Origin of the sequence: Streptomyces sp. TLI_146 (genome assembly GCF_002846415.1) — a bacterium.
GTDB lineage: Bacteria > Actinomycetota > Actinomycetes > Streptomycetales > Streptomycetaceae > Streptomyces.
On the sequence record NZ_PJMX01000001.1, the window covers coordinates 1 to 14,843 of the forward strand.

Annotated in this window: 13 protein-coding genes and 1 pseudogene; 9 read left to right on the forward strand and 5 right to left on the reverse strand. The window is 67.5% G+C overall.

Annotation, left to right across the window (positions count from 1 at the left end):
• Positions 1-192: hypothetical protein (locus tag BX283_RS40995; RefSeq protein ID WP_218976487.1), on the reverse strand; the 192-nt coding region annotated here is incomplete at its 3' end.
• A gap of 332 nt (positions 193-524) precedes the next feature.
• On the opposite strand from BX283_RS40995, the gene BX283_RS00005 reads away from it, so the two are divergent.
• The 7 genes from BX283_RS00005 (at position 525) to BX283_RS40260 (ending at position 6,026) form a co-directional block, all read left to right on the forward strand.
• Complete coding sequence (locus tag BX283_RS00005) at positions 525-809, forward strand: hypothetical protein (protein ID WP_101385653.1); 285 nt, start codon at positions 525-527, stop codon at positions 807-809.
• A gap of 288 nt (positions 810-1,097) precedes the next feature.
• Positions 1,098-1,433, forward strand: coding sequence for a TnsA-like heteromeric transposase endonuclease subunit (locus BX283_RS42065; RefSeq protein WP_306822857.1), 336 nt, complete (start codon positions 1,098-1,100; stop codon positions 1,431-1,433).
• A gap of 16 nt (positions 1,434-1,449) precedes the next feature.
• Positions 1,450-1,710 carry a hypothetical protein gene (locus BX283_RS42070; RefSeq protein ID WP_306822764.1) on the forward strand — a complete coding sequence of 87 codons (261 nt, stop codon included), beginning with the start codon at positions 1,450-1,452 and terminating at the stop codon, positions 1,708-1,710.
• 593 nt (positions 1,711-2,303) lie between these two features.
• Positions 2,304-2,519, forward strand: coding sequence for a hypothetical protein (locus BX283_RS41115; RefSeq protein ID WP_257581526.1), 216 nt, complete (start codon positions 2,304-2,306; stop codon positions 2,517-2,519).
• Positions 2,520-3,069: 550 nt separating this feature from the next.
• Complete coding sequence (locus tag BX283_RS41125; RefSeq protein ID WP_257584463.1) at positions 3,070-3,468, forward strand: hypothetical protein; 399 nt, start codon at positions 3,070-3,072, stop codon at positions 3,466-3,468.
• 414 nt (positions 3,469-3,882) lie between these two features.
• Positions 3,883-5,442 carry a TniB family NTP-binding protein gene (locus BX283_RS42305; RefSeq protein WP_101385654.1) on the forward strand — a complete coding sequence of 520 codons (1,560 nt, stop codon included), beginning with the start codon at positions 3,883-3,885 and terminating at the stop codon, positions 5,440-5,442.
• A gap of 416 nt (positions 5,443-5,858) precedes the next feature.
• Positions 5,859-6,026 (forward strand): HEXXH motif-containing putative peptide modification protein, encoded by a 168-nt coding sequence (locus BX283_RS40260; RefSeq protein WP_180356966.1) that lies wholly within the window; start codon positions 5,859-5,861, stop codon positions 6,024-6,026.
• 273 nt (positions 6,027-6,299) lie between these two features.
• Here BX283_RS40260 and BX283_RS00030 read toward each other — a convergent pair.
• Positions 6,300-6,533 (reverse strand): annotated as a pseudogene (locus tag BX283_RS00030) (citrate/2-methylcitrate synthase); the annotation flags it as partial.
• Positions 6,534-6,566: 33 nt separating this feature from the next.
• On the opposite strand from BX283_RS00030, the gene BX283_RS00035 reads away from it, so the two are divergent.
• Positions 6,567-6,971 (forward strand): DUF6082 family protein, encoded by a 405-nt coding sequence (locus tag BX283_RS00035; protein WP_143676292.1) that lies wholly within the window; start codon positions 6,567-6,569, stop codon positions 6,969-6,971.
• 322 nt (positions 6,972-7,293) lie between these two features.
• The gene (locus tag BX283_RS39860) at positions 7,294-8,001 is read left to right on the forward strand and encodes a YtxH domain-containing protein (protein ID WP_143676293.1); all 708 of its coding nucleotides are present in this window, start codon (positions 7,294-7,296) and stop codon (positions 7,999-8,001) included.
• Between the two features lie 1,013 nt (positions 8,002-9,014).
• On the opposite strand, the gene BX283_RS39865 is transcribed toward BX283_RS39860, so the two are convergent.
• From BX283_RS39865 to BX283_RS41135, 3 genes are all read right to left on the reverse strand, one after another.
• Positions 9,015-9,275, reverse strand: coding sequence for a hypothetical protein (locus tag BX283_RS39865; RefSeq protein WP_143676294.1), 261 nt, complete (start codon positions 9,273-9,275; stop codon positions 9,015-9,017).
• Positions 9,276-10,685: 1,410 nt separating this feature from the next.
• The gene (locus BX283_RS39750; RefSeq protein WP_257581529.1) at positions 10,686-11,546 is read right to left on the reverse strand and encodes a helicase associated domain-containing protein; all 861 of its coding nucleotides are present in this window, start codon (positions 11,544-11,546) and stop codon (positions 10,686-10,688) included.
• Between the two features lie 17 nt (positions 11,547-11,563).
• The gene (locus tag BX283_RS41135) at positions 11,564-13,963 is read right to left on the reverse strand and encodes a ricin-type beta-trefoil lectin domain protein (protein WP_101385661.1); all 2,400 of its coding nucleotides are present in this window, start codon (positions 13,961-13,963) and stop codon (positions 11,564-11,566) included.
• Between the last annotated feature and the right edge of the window lie 880 nt (positions 13,964-14,843).

The following is a 14,843-nucleotide window of genomic DNA, read 5'->3' on the forward strand; positions in this document are numbered from 1 at the left end:
GTATGCGGTGGTGGCCCGGTGGTGGGAGGGGGCGTACGGGTGGGAGCGGGAGGAGATCTGGCCGCGTCGCCTGCACCAGGTCGCGGGCGGCAACGCGGGGACCGATTTGGAGCGTTGGCGGATTGTGGGGCGGGACGCGGTCATCTTCCCGGAGGTGGTGGCCGTCGCGGACGCGCTGCTGGACCCTGCCATGGCGCAGCGGGTATGGGCCGACAGCGGCGGTGAACGGCCGCGCGCCGCTGCCTGCGGACGGGGAATTCTGCCGCCGCCTCGGGGAGCGGGTGGAACGTCCATGGCTGGGGCCGCTGGTCGCAGTCGACCACGGGGCCCGCTGCTCGCGTGGATGGGGACGGTGATCCGCCGGCGCCGCCACCCTGAGGGGCGGTCCGGGCCGTATGCACGGTTCGACGAGAACCCGTGGTGGGTGCGCCAGGAACACCAGCCGTCGACCATGGCCGCCGGGCTGCGTTCCCTGTCCAGGGAGAAGATGACACCCCGGTTCCGGCACGAACTGGCGCTCCACGGTGCCCGCCGAACAGCGCTTCCTGATCGAAAACCTGATCAGTGACGCGGAGGAGCAGCTGCAGCAGTTGCGCGGCGCGCAGTACGGCAAGAGCGTCGATGCCGCGCGGCAGCTATTGAGTAACCTCGGCCGTGCCGCCACGCTGGTCGACCAGGCCCTGATTGAGACCGTTTGGGCAGCGGCGAGTGCCGGGGTGCCCCTTGAGGAAGTGTCCCAGTGGGCAGGGCTGCCTGCAGAGGCAGTGGTGGAAGTGCTGGCTAGTGGTCCGCAGGATGACGATGGCTGACGCCCGCGGTCAAAGGCGCAAGTTGTCGGGGTGGGCCGTTCGGCATGCAGACCACGGTTCCTGGTTGATCGCTAGGGCGCGTTCGCTCGTTGGGGTGAGGCCGCCGGAATTCTCCCTCCCTGGCCGCCACCGCTGTTCTTGGCTGCCGGTGTGGGACTCCATGGCAATGCGGGGCGTGCGGAAGCAGTGTTCGTCGACGAGTCGGGGCATCTGACGCAGAGACCCTGGACCGCGGCCGCGACCGAGGTGCGTTTTGAGCATGCGCCGCCGGTGTCCGCGTTCCCGATCATGCCGGGTCGGCGGTGGGGCCCTGGCTGGTGGTGGTCGGCCACCATGGGCCGGCATGTGGCACACGGGTCGGCTGCGATGCGGGCGCAGTTGATGCTCCTGGACCGCAACCGGCGGGTCGTGGGGTTGTCGGCGCGTCCGGTACGGGTGGTGTGGCGCGATGAACGCAGCCGCGTACGGTCATGGATCCCGCAGCTGTTCGCCCGGTACACCGACGGGACCGGGCTGCTGGCTGACTGCCCCGCCGCTGAGGACGCCGGCGGGTCCGGGCGCAGCACGCCCAGGCGGTGCTGGACGCAGCATGTGGGCTGGTGGGTGGCAGTACCGGCGCCTTAGGCCGCCGGATGCGGTGATGGCGTCGAATGTGGCCTGGCTGGCCGGCTACCGGCATCCGCGCTACCGCGGTCACGGTGACCTGGAGGAGGCAGTCCTGGACGCCTTCGCGCAGCCTCGGCCGCTGATCGAGGGGGCGGTCATGGTCGGGGATCCGCTGCAGGTCTTGCCGGTCGTGTATCACGCGCTGTGGGCGGGGCGGCTTGAGACGGCGCTCGAGGTGCCCCTGCACGAGCAGGTGCTGGTCCGACGCACAGCGGCTGGGGAGCGGGAGCGATGACGGAGGCGTCCGGGGGCTGGCGGGCCGAGGTCGGGGCCCATGTCGTGTTCGAAGCCGTCACATGGCAGATCGTCGCTCTGGTAGGGCAGGCGGCGGCTGGTCGCCGAGGACGGGACGACCGCGTCGGTGCTGGCGGCGCACCTGTGCGCCGATCCCGGCTTTCGCGTCGTCAGAGACGATGCGCGTCCCGAGTGCCGCAGTGGGGCTGTTCGAAGGCATTGACGCAGCCGCGGGAGCGCGCACTGGCCTGGCAGCGGCACATCCGTGAGATCGAGTACGGTCTCCCCGCAGGTCCCGGCAGCCCAGGAGCACCTCGGCCGCAGTTCGATCCGAGCGATACTCGCTGGCCGAGCGGGAGCGGGCCAAGGCCGAAGAGCTGGCCGCACTGGGGTGGGCGAAGGCGAGTGTGCCCACGGTGCGGCGGATGCGGGCCCGCTACCGCGACGGCGGGCTGTGGGGGCTGGTCGACGGACGCAAGCGGCGGCCGACGAGAGCGACCGGGCGCGCGGACGAGCGGGTCGTGGCTGCGGTGCTGGAGGCGGTGCGGCGGCCAACGGGGGCGTTCCAGGGGGACGCGGAAAGGGCTGCGGACCTTGACCGGACAGATCCTGGACGACGCCCACGGAGCAGGCCGGGTGAAGGTGCCTCCCGAGTCGACGTTCAACCGGCTGGTGAACGCACTGGTCGATACCCGTGAGCTGCCCGGGCGTCCGGCCGGTGGCGCGGCGGTGCCGACGGGGCCGTTCACGCCGACCGGGCACTGCGGCCGGGCGAGATGGTACAGGTCGACACCACCCGGCTGGATGTGATGGCCATCAACGACGACGGGCGTCCGGCGCGGCCGGAACTCACCATCGCCGTCGACGTGGCCACGCGCTCCATCCTGGCCGCCGTGCTGCGCCCGCAGGGGACGAAAGCGGTCGACGCGGCACTGCTGCTCGCCGAGATGGCCGTGCCCCACCCGATGCGGCCCGGATGGGACACCGCGCTGCGGCTCGCGTACGCGGCGGTGCCCTACGAGCGGCTGCTGCCACTCGATCACCGGCTGGACGGGGCGGCAGCGCGGCCGGTGGTCGTACCCGAGACCATCGTCGTCGACCGCGGCAAGGTGTTCCTCTCCCAAGGGTTCTCGGCCGCGTGCGAAACCCTGGGGATCAGTGTGCAGAGCGCCCCACCCCGCCGGCCGAGTGCGAAGGGCTCGGTGGAGCGGACCTTTGGTGCGATCAACACGCTGGTCGCTCAGCATGTCGCCGGCTACACCGGATCCGACGTCACCCGCCGCGGACCGCGCGTGGAGAGCGAGGCCTGCTGGAGCGTTGCGCAGCTCCAGGACCTGCTGGACGAATGGATCATCTGCGGGTGGCAGTCCCGTCCCACGACGCGTTGCGTCATCCCGTGCTGTCCCGGACGGTGCTGTCACCGAACGAGATGTGGGCCGCGCTGCTCGGCGTGTGCGGATACGTGCCACTGCCGTTGTCCGGGCGGGACTACCTGGCGCTCCTGCCGGTGCGCTGGTGCGCCATCACCGGCCGCGGCATCCGCATCGACCACCGCACCTACGACGATGCGGTGCTCAACGAACACCGCGGCCAAAGCTCCGGCATCCCGCTGCGCGGCGGAAAGTGGGAGGTCCACCACAACCCCACGATCTACGGCAGGTCTGGGTACGGCTGCCCGACGGCAGCCTGGCCGAAGTGCCGTGGATCCACCGCGACCACGTCCACGAACCCTTCGGCGAACAAGCCTGGAGGCTCGTGAAAGCAGCCGTGGAACAGCGGGCCGGGCGGGAGCAGCACGAGGCCGACCTCGCCGACTCCCTCGATCAGCTCCTGCGCCGCGCCCGCACCACCGCAGACGCCGCGCCGCTTCCGCCGGGCGCAGCGGGGCAGAAAGCCGAACAGACCGGCGAGGAAAGGGCGGGCGTCCAAATCGCGGCATCCGCCCCAGACAGGAGTGAAGGAGTCCTCCTCTCCGCTGGTTCCCTGACGCATGCGCTTCCCCAGCAGCACAGCGGCACCGCGGTCGATCACGACGCAGCCAAGGGCATCGAATGGGAAGAAGCAGACAGCCTCGACGACCTGGCCGCCCAAGGCGACAGCGACACAGAGCCGCCGGCGGCAGCCGGCCCGATCGTGGGTTCGCGTTGTGGAACGCCTACGAGGAGGCACAGCGATGGTGAGTGGGCAAGAAGCCGTTCCGGTTTCCGCCGAACCGGCAGCGGTCACTACCTGGCAGGGATTCGAGGCGTTCGCCACCACTGCCCCGCCCGCCCCGCCGACGGCAGGGGCACCACAGCGCAGCGTGGACGAACGCCTCGCCTACCACTCGGCGTTCGTCACCATCCGCACCCCAGCCGTCGATGCCCTGGCCCGCAACGTCCGCACCCTGATGATCCTCGGACAGCACCAGCACATCACCGCACGCCCCAGCCTGATCGTCACCGGCCCCGCCACTACCGGCAAGACCACCGCGCTCCTCGAAGTCGGTCGCGTCTGCCACCTCGCCCACACCGCACGCAGTCCCCACCCCGGCATCAATCACACCGCTTCTGTGCCGGTCGCCTACGTCCTGGTCCCGCCCGCCGCCAGCGCGAAAACCCTCGCCGCCGAATTCGCCCGCTACCTCGGCATCCCCACCACCATCCGCATGACCCAAGCCCAGATCACCACCGCCGTGTGCACCACCTACGCCAAAGCCAGCGTAAAACTCGTCCTGATCGACGAAATCCACCGGCTCAACCCCCACACCACCACCGGCGCCGAAACCGCCGACCTCCTCAAAGACCTCACCGAACGCATCGGCGCGACGTTCGTGTACGCGGGCATCGACGTGACACGCAGCGAGCTGTTCAGCGGGGTACGTGGTGCCCAACTCGCCGGTCGGGCCAGCCTCATCGACTTCAGCGCCTTCCCCGCCCGCCTCGGGGAACAAGAGCCGTTCAAAGAACTGATCACGTTGATGGAACAAGCCCTCGACCTTGAGAACCACAAGACGGGCAGTCTGCCCCGCCTTGCCTCATATCTTCACGAGCGCACCGGTGGGAAGATCGGCAGCCTCTCGCGCCTGATCCGCCACGCCGCGATCGACGCGATCTGCGACGGCAGCGAACGCATCACCAAAACATCCCTCGAAGCCATCCAGCTCGACCACCTCGCCGAGGAACACTACCGACCCCACACCCGCCACTCCCCACGCCACCCGGGCGGTCACGCCGGTGACAGCGCTACCGCGCCGACACTGAGTACACAGACCGGGACGGCACCCGCGACGTGCACGCAAGCCCCGGCTGCCTTACGGCCCACCAGTGCAACTGCACAGACAAGCCATACCCGCCCAACCAACCTGCACAACACCCGACAATGCCCAGGCCACGACAACAGCGACCCCCACCCAGCTCAGCAACATCCAGGCCCCGAACCGGACTTGAACCCCCGCTCCGAACCAGAAGATCACCCAGCCAAACCGCGAAACCCCACCTCAAAGGACCACTACCTACGCAGACTCACCGCCCCGCGACAGCACCCGTTTCGCAGGATCTCGAAGAGAGAACTGACGCACGCTCAGAAAGCTCGCTCTGGTCGGACCTCCGGCAGCCGAATACTCGCTTCGCTCGTTTCACGCGTCCCCGCGCGAATTGCCCGCCTTCGGCGAGGTGTTATGGAATTGGCCTCCGGCCATTCCATAACCTTGCGCGCCTCCGGCACAAATCTAGACGTGAATTTTGATTGTTAGAGTGGAGGGCTGGGGTTTGGGTTGATGGTTCATCATGTTCCCTTTTTCGGCGCAGAGTTCAGGAGGAACCTCTGATTCCCTTAAAATTGAGGAAACTTGAATTGTATTCCGCGAGAAAAAGTAAATCACGGAACACCAGGAGCGGGCAACAGGGCCCCGAAGGGGCCCTGTTGCCCATGGAAGAGAGTGACGAAGGGAGGCCCCTGGCTCTGTCAGGACATCGAGGAGAGAAGCCAAAAGAGGCGGATACCTCCACCCTCGCTACCAGCCAGTCACCGGCTGTTGCGCTCATCCACACGGCGGCCTCCGGCCGGCGCGCAACTCACGACAACACGCCCCCGATCCCCGAGGCCGACCCACCGCCCCCGCCCTCACACCTGGCCAGCCACAACACACGAGCTGGCCAGCAAGGCACCGTGAACGCTTCTCCGTACTCCAGCTGGCTCCTGGTCTTCGACAACGGTAGGGACGAGCGCTACTACTTCCCCTGGCGCGGCGATCCGCGCCCTCTGGCCGACCTCCTCCAGGGGACATACGGCCTCACCGCCATCGTGAAAATGCATCGAGGAGAAGGAGGCACGTGAAGCCGCGGAGCTGACCCAGCCGAAGGTGCCCGAGGCCCTCGACTGGTCGCCCTCGAAGGTCATCCGCATCGGAAACAGCGACCGGCTCTCTCGACTCCCAGCTTCCTGCAGACGCGGCACGAGCCGACTACGAACGCATCGTGGTCATCACACGCGAGACCCAGGTGCGGGCCAAGGCCTCCCTGCCCCTTAGGCAGCCATCGCTGCGATCTCAACCAGACAGTCGACGCCCGCTGACCGGTAGCCGCCCCGGTGCCTGACCTTCCGCGTATCTCAGGCCATCACCGGCGCCTCCACCCCCACATACCGCGCCACCGACCGAATGATCTTCGAATCCGCCGCCTGTTCCAGCACGTTGGCGCTCCACCCCACCACCCGCGCCGCAGCGAACGTAGGCGTGAACATCTCCCGTGGCAGACCGCACAGTTCCATGACCACCCCCGCGTAGAACTCCACGTTGGTGTGCAACTCACGCCCCGGCTTCAGCTCCGCCAGGATCGCCTCGACCTCGTTGAGGTGCTAGACCTCTACGGTCCGTCCGTGACACCCCAACAGCGCCGCCAGTACCTGTTCGCCAACGCCCTGTACACGAACCTCCTCATCTCCTACCGCATCGGCAACCGCACCAAAGAGGAGTCTTCAAGCACGTCAGCGGCTGCTTCAGGGAGTAGTGGTGCGCCACGCAGCAGCAGCGGGCGAGCCTTGCAGACACCGACCGACGAGGCGGAACTGGGCAAGCTGGTCGACGATCTGCTCCAGCAGTTGGAAGATGCGGACACCGACGAGTGGTGGGTGGTCGGCGAACCGCCTGGCGCCGGCTCCACCTGTGGAAAATACACCTCGTGCCATAACGAACAGGTCAAGCATCCCGTTGTCCCAGGCGCCGCTGAGGTTGACTCAGCCGCCGAGGTTTCTTTGAAGGCACTGCTTCACCAGTGGCGCTAGTATCCGTGAGTCCGACCAAGGCCCAACCAGGCTTATAAAGTTGTCGACCTGATGACCCGTCGACCGCGACGAAATGGAGCACCGTGCCGTACCCCTGGCACCGACTCCGTCTGGAACGATTGGTAACAGATTCGGGGAGCTGCGCCAGAAATCTGGCGCACCCTGTTGAATTTATCGACGTGCCAAAGCAGAAAATCTCAGCCGTATGCCTAGCACAACGTATTTAGCTGTCACACGTACCGAGGAATAGACATCGCCCCCTCCCTGGTCCATTGGTTTCCTAGGCCGGAACCGGAGAGGGGGCGGGAGAGGAGACATCTTCATGTCACCACTGCACCACCTTAGCCGCCGTTCCGAGGAGGCGCGGCTAAGGCCCCAACGAGGCAGTCGACGCCTCGCCAAGGGCATGGCAACAACGAGTGCCGTCTTTGTGTTCGCTCTGACCATCCATCCGCAGTGCGCATCCGCTTCTCCGATCACGCACTCGATCACCACGGCCACGCTCGTCTCCCCGCAGGCCGACCACCACGCTGCAACCGATGACGCCCACAACCTGCCTCACATCACCAGCTCCTTCGTAACCACCACCGTGCCCATGGCGCTTCCGCAGCCGCAGGCTCCCACCTCGTCCTCTCCGGACACGATGTGGGGCATCCCCACACCAGTCTTCGCCGCCACCCTCGGCGCGCTCATCGGCGCAGGAGTCGGCACTGCGACTACAGCACTGCTGTTCCGTCGCGGACGCCGGCACACGCTCACCGACCGCGCCGAGGACCAACGACGCCAAGACTCTCTCCAGCAACGCATCGACGCACGCGATCACTGGAAAGACGAGTACGACGACATCAAGACCGCCACCTCGGGCGTGCTCGCGCTCTGCGTCGACGCCGAGCACCCCTCTGCCAAGGCGACCCCGAGACACAACAGATCACGGACCTCCTCAAGAAGCTCCGCGTCACCATCCGAGAAGTCCGTGGCAAGTGCTCCGCCGAGGTCACAGACAGCCTCACCCAACTCTGCACCTGCCTGACCGACTTCAGGGCGACACTCCTACCCCGCGGGCACTACTCACAGACACGACCACGAACGGCCGTTACAACCTCCTGCACCTCGCCGCGCAGTCCGCGGATCAGGCCCGTGCCGTCATCCAGTTGGAAACCGACGCCCACACAGCCCGGGCCACCGCCGACACCGAATGGGGCACCCCTCCAACTACGTAACACCACCGGCCACACCAGTGCCGGAGAACGAACCGCCAGCCCCGAAGCATCACCACCTTCTGGTCGCGCCGCGGACACAGCGCAGATCTTCAGCACCGTCCTGCGCCCCGCAATCCAGCTTTCACCGGTCACGGCGAACTGCTCGAGCTGCTCGGCCAGAGCCCGCGACCGGCCCCGACCGGCATAACCGCCGGAGGCATGAGAGGTCGGGGGCGTCGGGAAGGCGCAGATTGCCATCGAGTACCTCTACCGGCACCAGCCGGAGTGCGACGCCCTGTGGTGGATGCCAGCCCGCACAAAACGCCGAACCACTCGGTCCGAACAATTATGGAAGCAGCCGCCGACGCGCTGGCGTCTGGACTCGGACACCACTGCGAAGGGCACACCGAGATGATCCCAAAGCCGCCGGAGACCGGGATGACGGCCAACCATCCAGGGACCGCCTGGACAGACAGCCTCGATTCTTCCTAGTGCAGGCCCGGGAATTCCTGCGTGCCGCGCCAGCCCTGGTCGGCGCAGCCGATGGTAGCCACCGCCCGTTCCTGCGGAATGAGGGTCAACGCGTCTTGAGCGGGGTGGGGCGGTGAGGTCGATGACGGCCCACAGGCGGGTTCCGTCGGGGCCTGGTCGGTGCCGCACGCCGCGACCGCGGGGCAGTCGGCCACTGCGGTCAAAGACGGCTCGGTGGGGTGCTGGGGTGTGGTGGCTGAGGACGAGGATGCAGGCGCGGCCGTGTTCGTCGGCCAGGTGCACGCTGATGCGCCGGCCCGCGTCAGCGACCGCTGGAGCGATCAGAGCGGCCACCACCCGCCGCACCGCCGCCTCATGGGGCGATACCCCAGGCATGCAGCTGTTCGACGATGCGGCGCTGGGCGGCGGAGGCGGTCCAGGGGCGGATTCCAGAGGCCAGTTCACACACCGGCGGTTCACCAGCCGCACCCGCGCCCGCGCGCCCTGCAGCACCGGCACGCGGCGGTGCTGGGCTCGGCGGGAACGGAGACGGCGGCTTCTTCGACGGCGTAGAGGTCTTGGGAGGATAGTCCGGGCAGCGCTCCAGCGCCGCATCCGGGGAGGTCTCGAACATGCGTTGCCCCTCCTCGCACACGGCACGAGCCGCTACCGACTCCCGTACAGCCCATGCTACGGGCCAGCCTGGCAGCCCGTCAGCACCATCCAGCGAAGCCGCACGGTCCCTCCAGCTCAATTCGGGTGGCGGTAGGCGGTAGTCCGCTCAGTGATCGACCACCCAGCGTGCATCCGCCGGCCAGTCTCCCGTGCCAACGATCTGCTTCAGGAGCCTGAACGCCTCACCGAGGGGAACCGTGTCCTCATCCGGGTACTCGTCGTCCTGCCCGTTCGCGAGGACGAACCCGCCGCTTGCCCCTGGGCACCGGGGGCCACGGCATGCTCGCCGGGATCACCCTCGTCTTCGCACAGCATCACCATCGCGCGCTCGGTGTTCGTCACGAAGGCCAGTGACCGTCCCGACGAACTGGTCAGCCACGTCTCACACTGTCCGCCGTCGATCCTTGACCGAAGCGCTTCCAGCACCGCCTCGGACGACACAAGGACAGTGCTGTGGTCATTGATCACCCAGGACTCGATCACGAGCACGACGATCTCACGGACGGATCCAGCGACAGTCCCCAGGGGCGGTGCGGACAGAGAGCGGGTCAGTCACGTTCTCAGAGCCTGTCGGCTCACTCCCGCCTGTGCCTGGAGGCTTGGCAGGTGTGCTCGGCCAGTGGCCCCCGGGGGCGGGCGACGAGGGTTCAAAGACATCTCAGCCGCGGCCACGGCAGCGGACAAACCGGCGGCCAGCGACCCGCTACGACGTCGGACGAGTCCTCGCCACCGGCGAGGCATACAGCCGCCCTGCCCACCACAAGAAGGGGACGAAGCCGCGACGAACGGACTGAGCTGCAAGTCAGGTGCCGCAGCCCGATCGTCTCTGGCAGGATCACCCCATGACGTTCTACAGAAAGGCCCATGCCGCGTAGACGGCCTGGGCGTGTCCGCGCCGAGCAGCGGTCGCGGCACCGGCTCACCTATCGACCCTTTATCGCTGGCCTGTCCGCGCCTGCTCTTGCCGAAGTTGCCAGGGTCGAGAGGAGCCGGAACTACCTGTGGCCTGGCGTCACGGCCGAGTCCGCCAGGATCTGGCGAGGGTTCGTGCAGGACCCGTACCGCAACCTCTGGAGTGAGTACGAGGACGGCGGCTGCGGTGTGTGGGAATGCTGCGGCAGCCCCTTCGAAGCACGGGAATTCCTGGAAGCCGTGATACACGGCATGTCCCGGCGCCGAGCTCGCGAACTCCGATTCCTCGTAGACCGACTCGACAACTCGTACTGAGCGAGCTCAGGCAGGACGGTAAACGTCAAGCTCAGTCAGTCCGAGCGAGGTTCATTCCGTGGGGAGGGCGGCCGTCGCTGCTGCGGTCTGCGGCTCCCCGCCTGGTCCCGGATCACTCACAGAGCGTGGGAGGAGGAACTCCTCAACAAGCCTGCGCTGCGCCCCGGTGAGCTGCCCGGCGGCGTGCTTCGTGCGGGTTTTGCACCACCATGGGCCGATCATGATCCGTTCGCCGTCCGCCGCGATCCACTCCCGGGCGCCGGGCGGACGGCCGTTCCGCTCCACGAAGGCCCGCAGCAGCGCCGCGTTGTGTTCGAAGGAGCGGCGGCGACGCGGAACGGCGGAGGGGGACGCGGTCGGGGGTCAGGCCGAGATGGGTAAGAAGGTCGCGCTGGCCGGGGTCGAGGTCGTTCCAGGTGGTGAACTGACGGTGCAGCCAGGATCCGGCCTTTACGCCGTCGAGGAGTGTGTCCCGGCGCAGTGTGGTGGGGTCGTTGCCGGCTTCGATGTGGCGGCGCAGCAGGTGGTATTTGTGGTGCCAGTCCGAGCCGTGGGGCAGCAGCCAGTCGGGGTCGAGGGCGGTGGGCTGGGCGGCGCGGTCGGTGGGCAGGGCGTTGTTGCGGGCGAGGCCGCGTTGGACGACGAGGAACTGGCCGCCGGGGGCGGTGGTGGGGATGGCGAGGTGGCCGTGTTCGGTGTGGAAGGCTTCCAGGACGGTCAGGTTGGCCTGCCAGGCGGCCTCGTGGTCGTCCCAGACCATGCCGAGGTCTTCGAGCTCGGTGGTCCAGTCAGGGTCGAGGGCGCCCTGGTTGTAGGCGGTGCCCGGGCCGGTGATGAAGGCGCCGAGGCGGTAGCCGTAGGCGTCCTCGAAGTCGGTGGGCACGCGCAGGTGGTGGTGTTCCTTGTGGTAGCGGATGGCGGCCGCCAGACCCAGACCGGCACGGCGGGGTTCGGGCAGGATGGCAGCACCGTGGAGGGACCGAACCCCTCCACGCCCGCCCACCGCTGCTTCCCCTTGCTCTAGAGCTGGTGGTACTTGGTCTTCGAGAGGAATGTTCTTGCTCCCCTGAGGACGGCACCGGCAATGCCGAGGGCAGCGGGAATGGCAGCTGGTGCGAGGAACCAGAGGAGGGCCAGGACGCCAGCGACAAGGAGCACCCCTCCCCCGACACCGAGAGCGATCTTCCAGCCATTGCTGCCCGACGAGGTGTCTTCTTCGGCGCACTCGGCGTGATTGTCACTGGTGGTGCCGCACACTCGCAGCTGGCCGGGCGCGGTCTCGCTGGTGACGTTGCGCACGTGGAGGCCGGGGATCTGTGCCCAGTCGGGGTTCCATACCGAGTTGTCCGTGTTCAGAGCCTGCGTGTAGACGTTGTTGTCGGAGTCTGCGATCTCCAGAGTCAGGCTGTTGCCGCTCAGGTTGACGGTCAGGCTGGTGGCCTTGGCAGTCGTGCCGCCGGGGACAAGGAAGAAGTCGGACGCGAAGACCGGTGTTTGTCTGCCGTTCGTGTCTACGGTGATGTCGCCTTGGTAGTCATGGACACGCCCGTCGGTGCCGAGAGTGAATACGTGGAGCCGGTCGTTCACCACCGTGTTGTTCAATTCGTCGGCGCGGCCGGGCACCACGATCATGGCCGCCTGTGTGGCGTGGTCTGACTCGAAAGCCAGAAAGGGCTGCCACTGCTCGCCAGGTCGCCTGAACGTGAGCAGCGGATAGAGGTTCTGCTGCTGCACCAGGAGGTAGATCGTGCCGCGCCGGGCGAGGGCGGTGATACTGGTCGGATTCGGGGGTGCTCCGGGGAGGTCGGACCAGCCGCTGAACTTGCTGGTGGTGATGTCCAGATCTCCGCTGGCGACGAACCCGGTGGAGGCGTTCACGCCGTACAGGTGCAGCACGCCGGGTTCTTCGACCATCGTGATGGCCTTCATGTTGCCACCCAGGTTGAGTGTCTCGTCCGGTTCACCAACGGAGTTGGTGCGGCTGACGCTCACGGAACCGCTGGTGGTGACCGTCACCTCGTGCTGCGGTGGGTCTGAGAGGCCGATGAACTGCTGGCCCAGGGGGTAGGCCGTCGTGTCGCAGTCATTGATGACGAGGGTGTTCACCGGCTTGCCGAACGTCTTTGCCGCCGTGCTGTCGAGGCAGCGGCTGGAGTTCGGGTTGTAGACCGTCCCGTCTTCACGAAGCTGCCACGTCTGGTTCACCCCGCCGTTGCACGGCCAGCTCAGCACCGTGGTCCCGCTGGTCTTGCCTCCACCCGAGACATCGAGGCACTGCGTGCCGCTGCGCACCGTGCCGCTGTTCCCTGTAGCAGCGGGGACGTACTCCCAGTTCTGGTTTGACGCACCGGTGCACGGCAGGGTGGTGACGCTGGAGGAGGCCGCCGCCTGGAGGCAGTGGTCCGGGTCGACGCCGGTCCTGAGCGGAGTGTCGTGTTCGGGACGGTCTGCTGAGGCCCTCAAGAAGAACTCCACGGGGAAGTGGTCGGACACTCCCCCGCCCAGCGCGCGTCCCGACCAGCCATTGAGGTTCGCGCCGTTGCTCACCATGTAGTCGAGCTCGCCCCCGCCCTGCTGCGTTCCCGTGTTTGTGCGGTAGACGACCGTGCCGGCGGGAAGCGCGCGGAGCTGTGTCGGGTTGCGGTTGAAGTCGCCGAGCGCGGACCACTCCGTCAGGCCGGCCGCCCTGCTGGTGGTGGCGATGGCGGTCAGCAGGTTGTCCGCGTCGTTGTAGGCGTTGGGACCGTAGGAGCCGGCGTGGACGTTCCAGAAGACGGTCTGGGCATCGAGCTGGACGCCGAAGGACGGCCTGCGTGCCTGCCGTGGCTGCGGGGCCCGGTTGTCGTTCTGCGGGGCGACGAAGTGCACGTTCGTCGCCCGGGTGTGGGTGACCATGGCGAGGTTGACGCGGCTGCTGGTGGAGAAGTCCGTCTGCATGAAGTATAGGTAGGCCGACACGCCTCTGCTGGCGCTTCCCACCTGCCACTGGTACTCGGTCACCGTGTAGGTGGTGCCGGCGGGCAGCGGACGGTTCGGATCCTGGGAGCCCGCGGGAACCACCGGCCCCGCCCAGGTCCGGCCCGTCGCTGTCGCACCGCTGGGCAGCGACGTGCTGGGGCCGGCCTCCTGGAGCGCGATGACCGTGTGCTTCCGTCGGCCCGGCCCGCCGGCGGACAGTGCGCCGACACTGGTCCACTTGCTCTGGTCACCACCGCCACCGCCCTGCATGTTCCAGGTCAACGGCGTGAACGAGCTGACGGCGGCCTCGGCACGCGGAGCCTGAGCCACCAGGGCTGTCAGGATCAGAGCACAAGCGAGCACACCTCCCAGCACCGCACGAAGACCATAGGTGAACACCCGGAAACCACGGGGCGGAACCTTCCCTCTGCCCGGAGCAGCCATACAGGCGTATGGGGCCATCACGTCCTCCTTCGAACGCGGTAAGTGAAACGCGGTGGGTGAAAGGGGCAAACAGCCAGGCAGCGAACTCGTCAGCCGATGCGACGGCCCGCCGAGGGACGAAGACCCCACTGACAGAGACCGGCGCCCGTGCGGGCAGCGACTGAGGAACCGGCGAGCTTGCGTCAAGCCGCGCAGCACCCAGGCAGGACGATGTCCGCGAAGGAGCGTTCAGAAGGCCAGCAGGCACAAAGGCTTCAGAAAGGGGGAAACCGCATATCAGGGCGGAAACGGCGCGGCCGTGCCCTGCTCTCGTTCTCAGCTACCCATACCGGATTCACTTCTCGCGAAGGACATGGAGGGCGGCTCAACCGCCCTCAGCGGGCAGAGTGACAGCCAACCCCCACACGCCACCACAACACGCCCACCACACCCAAAACCACGATCATCCCACCACCGGCACCGTGACCCCGTTCCCCCCATCCCACCGCCGGGACGCAGGGCTCGTACCAGGGTGGGAGCGCCGGCGGCACGCTGCCGGCCGGGCGCTGGCCACCCGCCGACATGGATGGCTGCCCCCCACGGGAGCTCGGGCCACTCACTCCATAGGGCTTCCCATCCGAGCAGAGGGCTGTCTTCAACAGTGGTTCACAGACGACCTCTTACCGGTTAAGCACCCATCGCCCCCGCGAACAGCAGGCGCAGCGCGGAGGCCCCGGCCGACGCGCCACCGAAGAAGAACCGGCGGACAGGATCGTCGGCGGCCCGCGGAAGTACCTGCCCAGACGCTTCAATGCCCTGCGCGAGTTCTACCGTGAAGCATCCCAACGACACCTCCTTCTGGTGCTCTGGTGGGACTGACACACAGGGCATCCGCCAGTTCAGCTCACGGCAGCACCTG

Bases quoted from the DNA above. Each gene is read 5' to 3' on its own strand.
- BX283_RS42305 (WP_101385654.1), top strand. From the start codon at position 3,883: ATGGTGAGTGGGCAAGAAGCCGTTCCGGTTTCCGCCGAACCGGCAGCG.
- BX283_RS42070 (WP_306822764.1), top strand. From the start codon at position 1,450: ATGGCGTCGAATGTGGCCTGGCTGGCCGGCTACCGGCATCCGCGCTAC.
- BX283_RS39865 (WP_143676294.1), bottom strand. From the start codon at position 9,275: ATGTTCGAGACCTCCCCGGATGCGGCGCTGGAGCGCTGCCCGGACTAT.
- BX283_RS39860 (WP_143676293.1), top strand. From the start codon at position 7,294: ATGTCACCACTGCACCACCTTAGCCGCCGTTCCGAGGAGGCGCGGCTA.
- BX283_RS42065 (WP_306822857.1), top strand. From the start codon at position 1,098: ATGCCGGGTCGGCGGTGGGGCCCTGGCTGGTGGTGGTCGGCCACCATG.
- BX283_RS41135 (WP_101385661.1), bottom strand. From the start codon at position 13,963: ATGGCCCCATACGCCTGTATGGCTGCTCCGGGCAGAGGGAAGGTTCCG.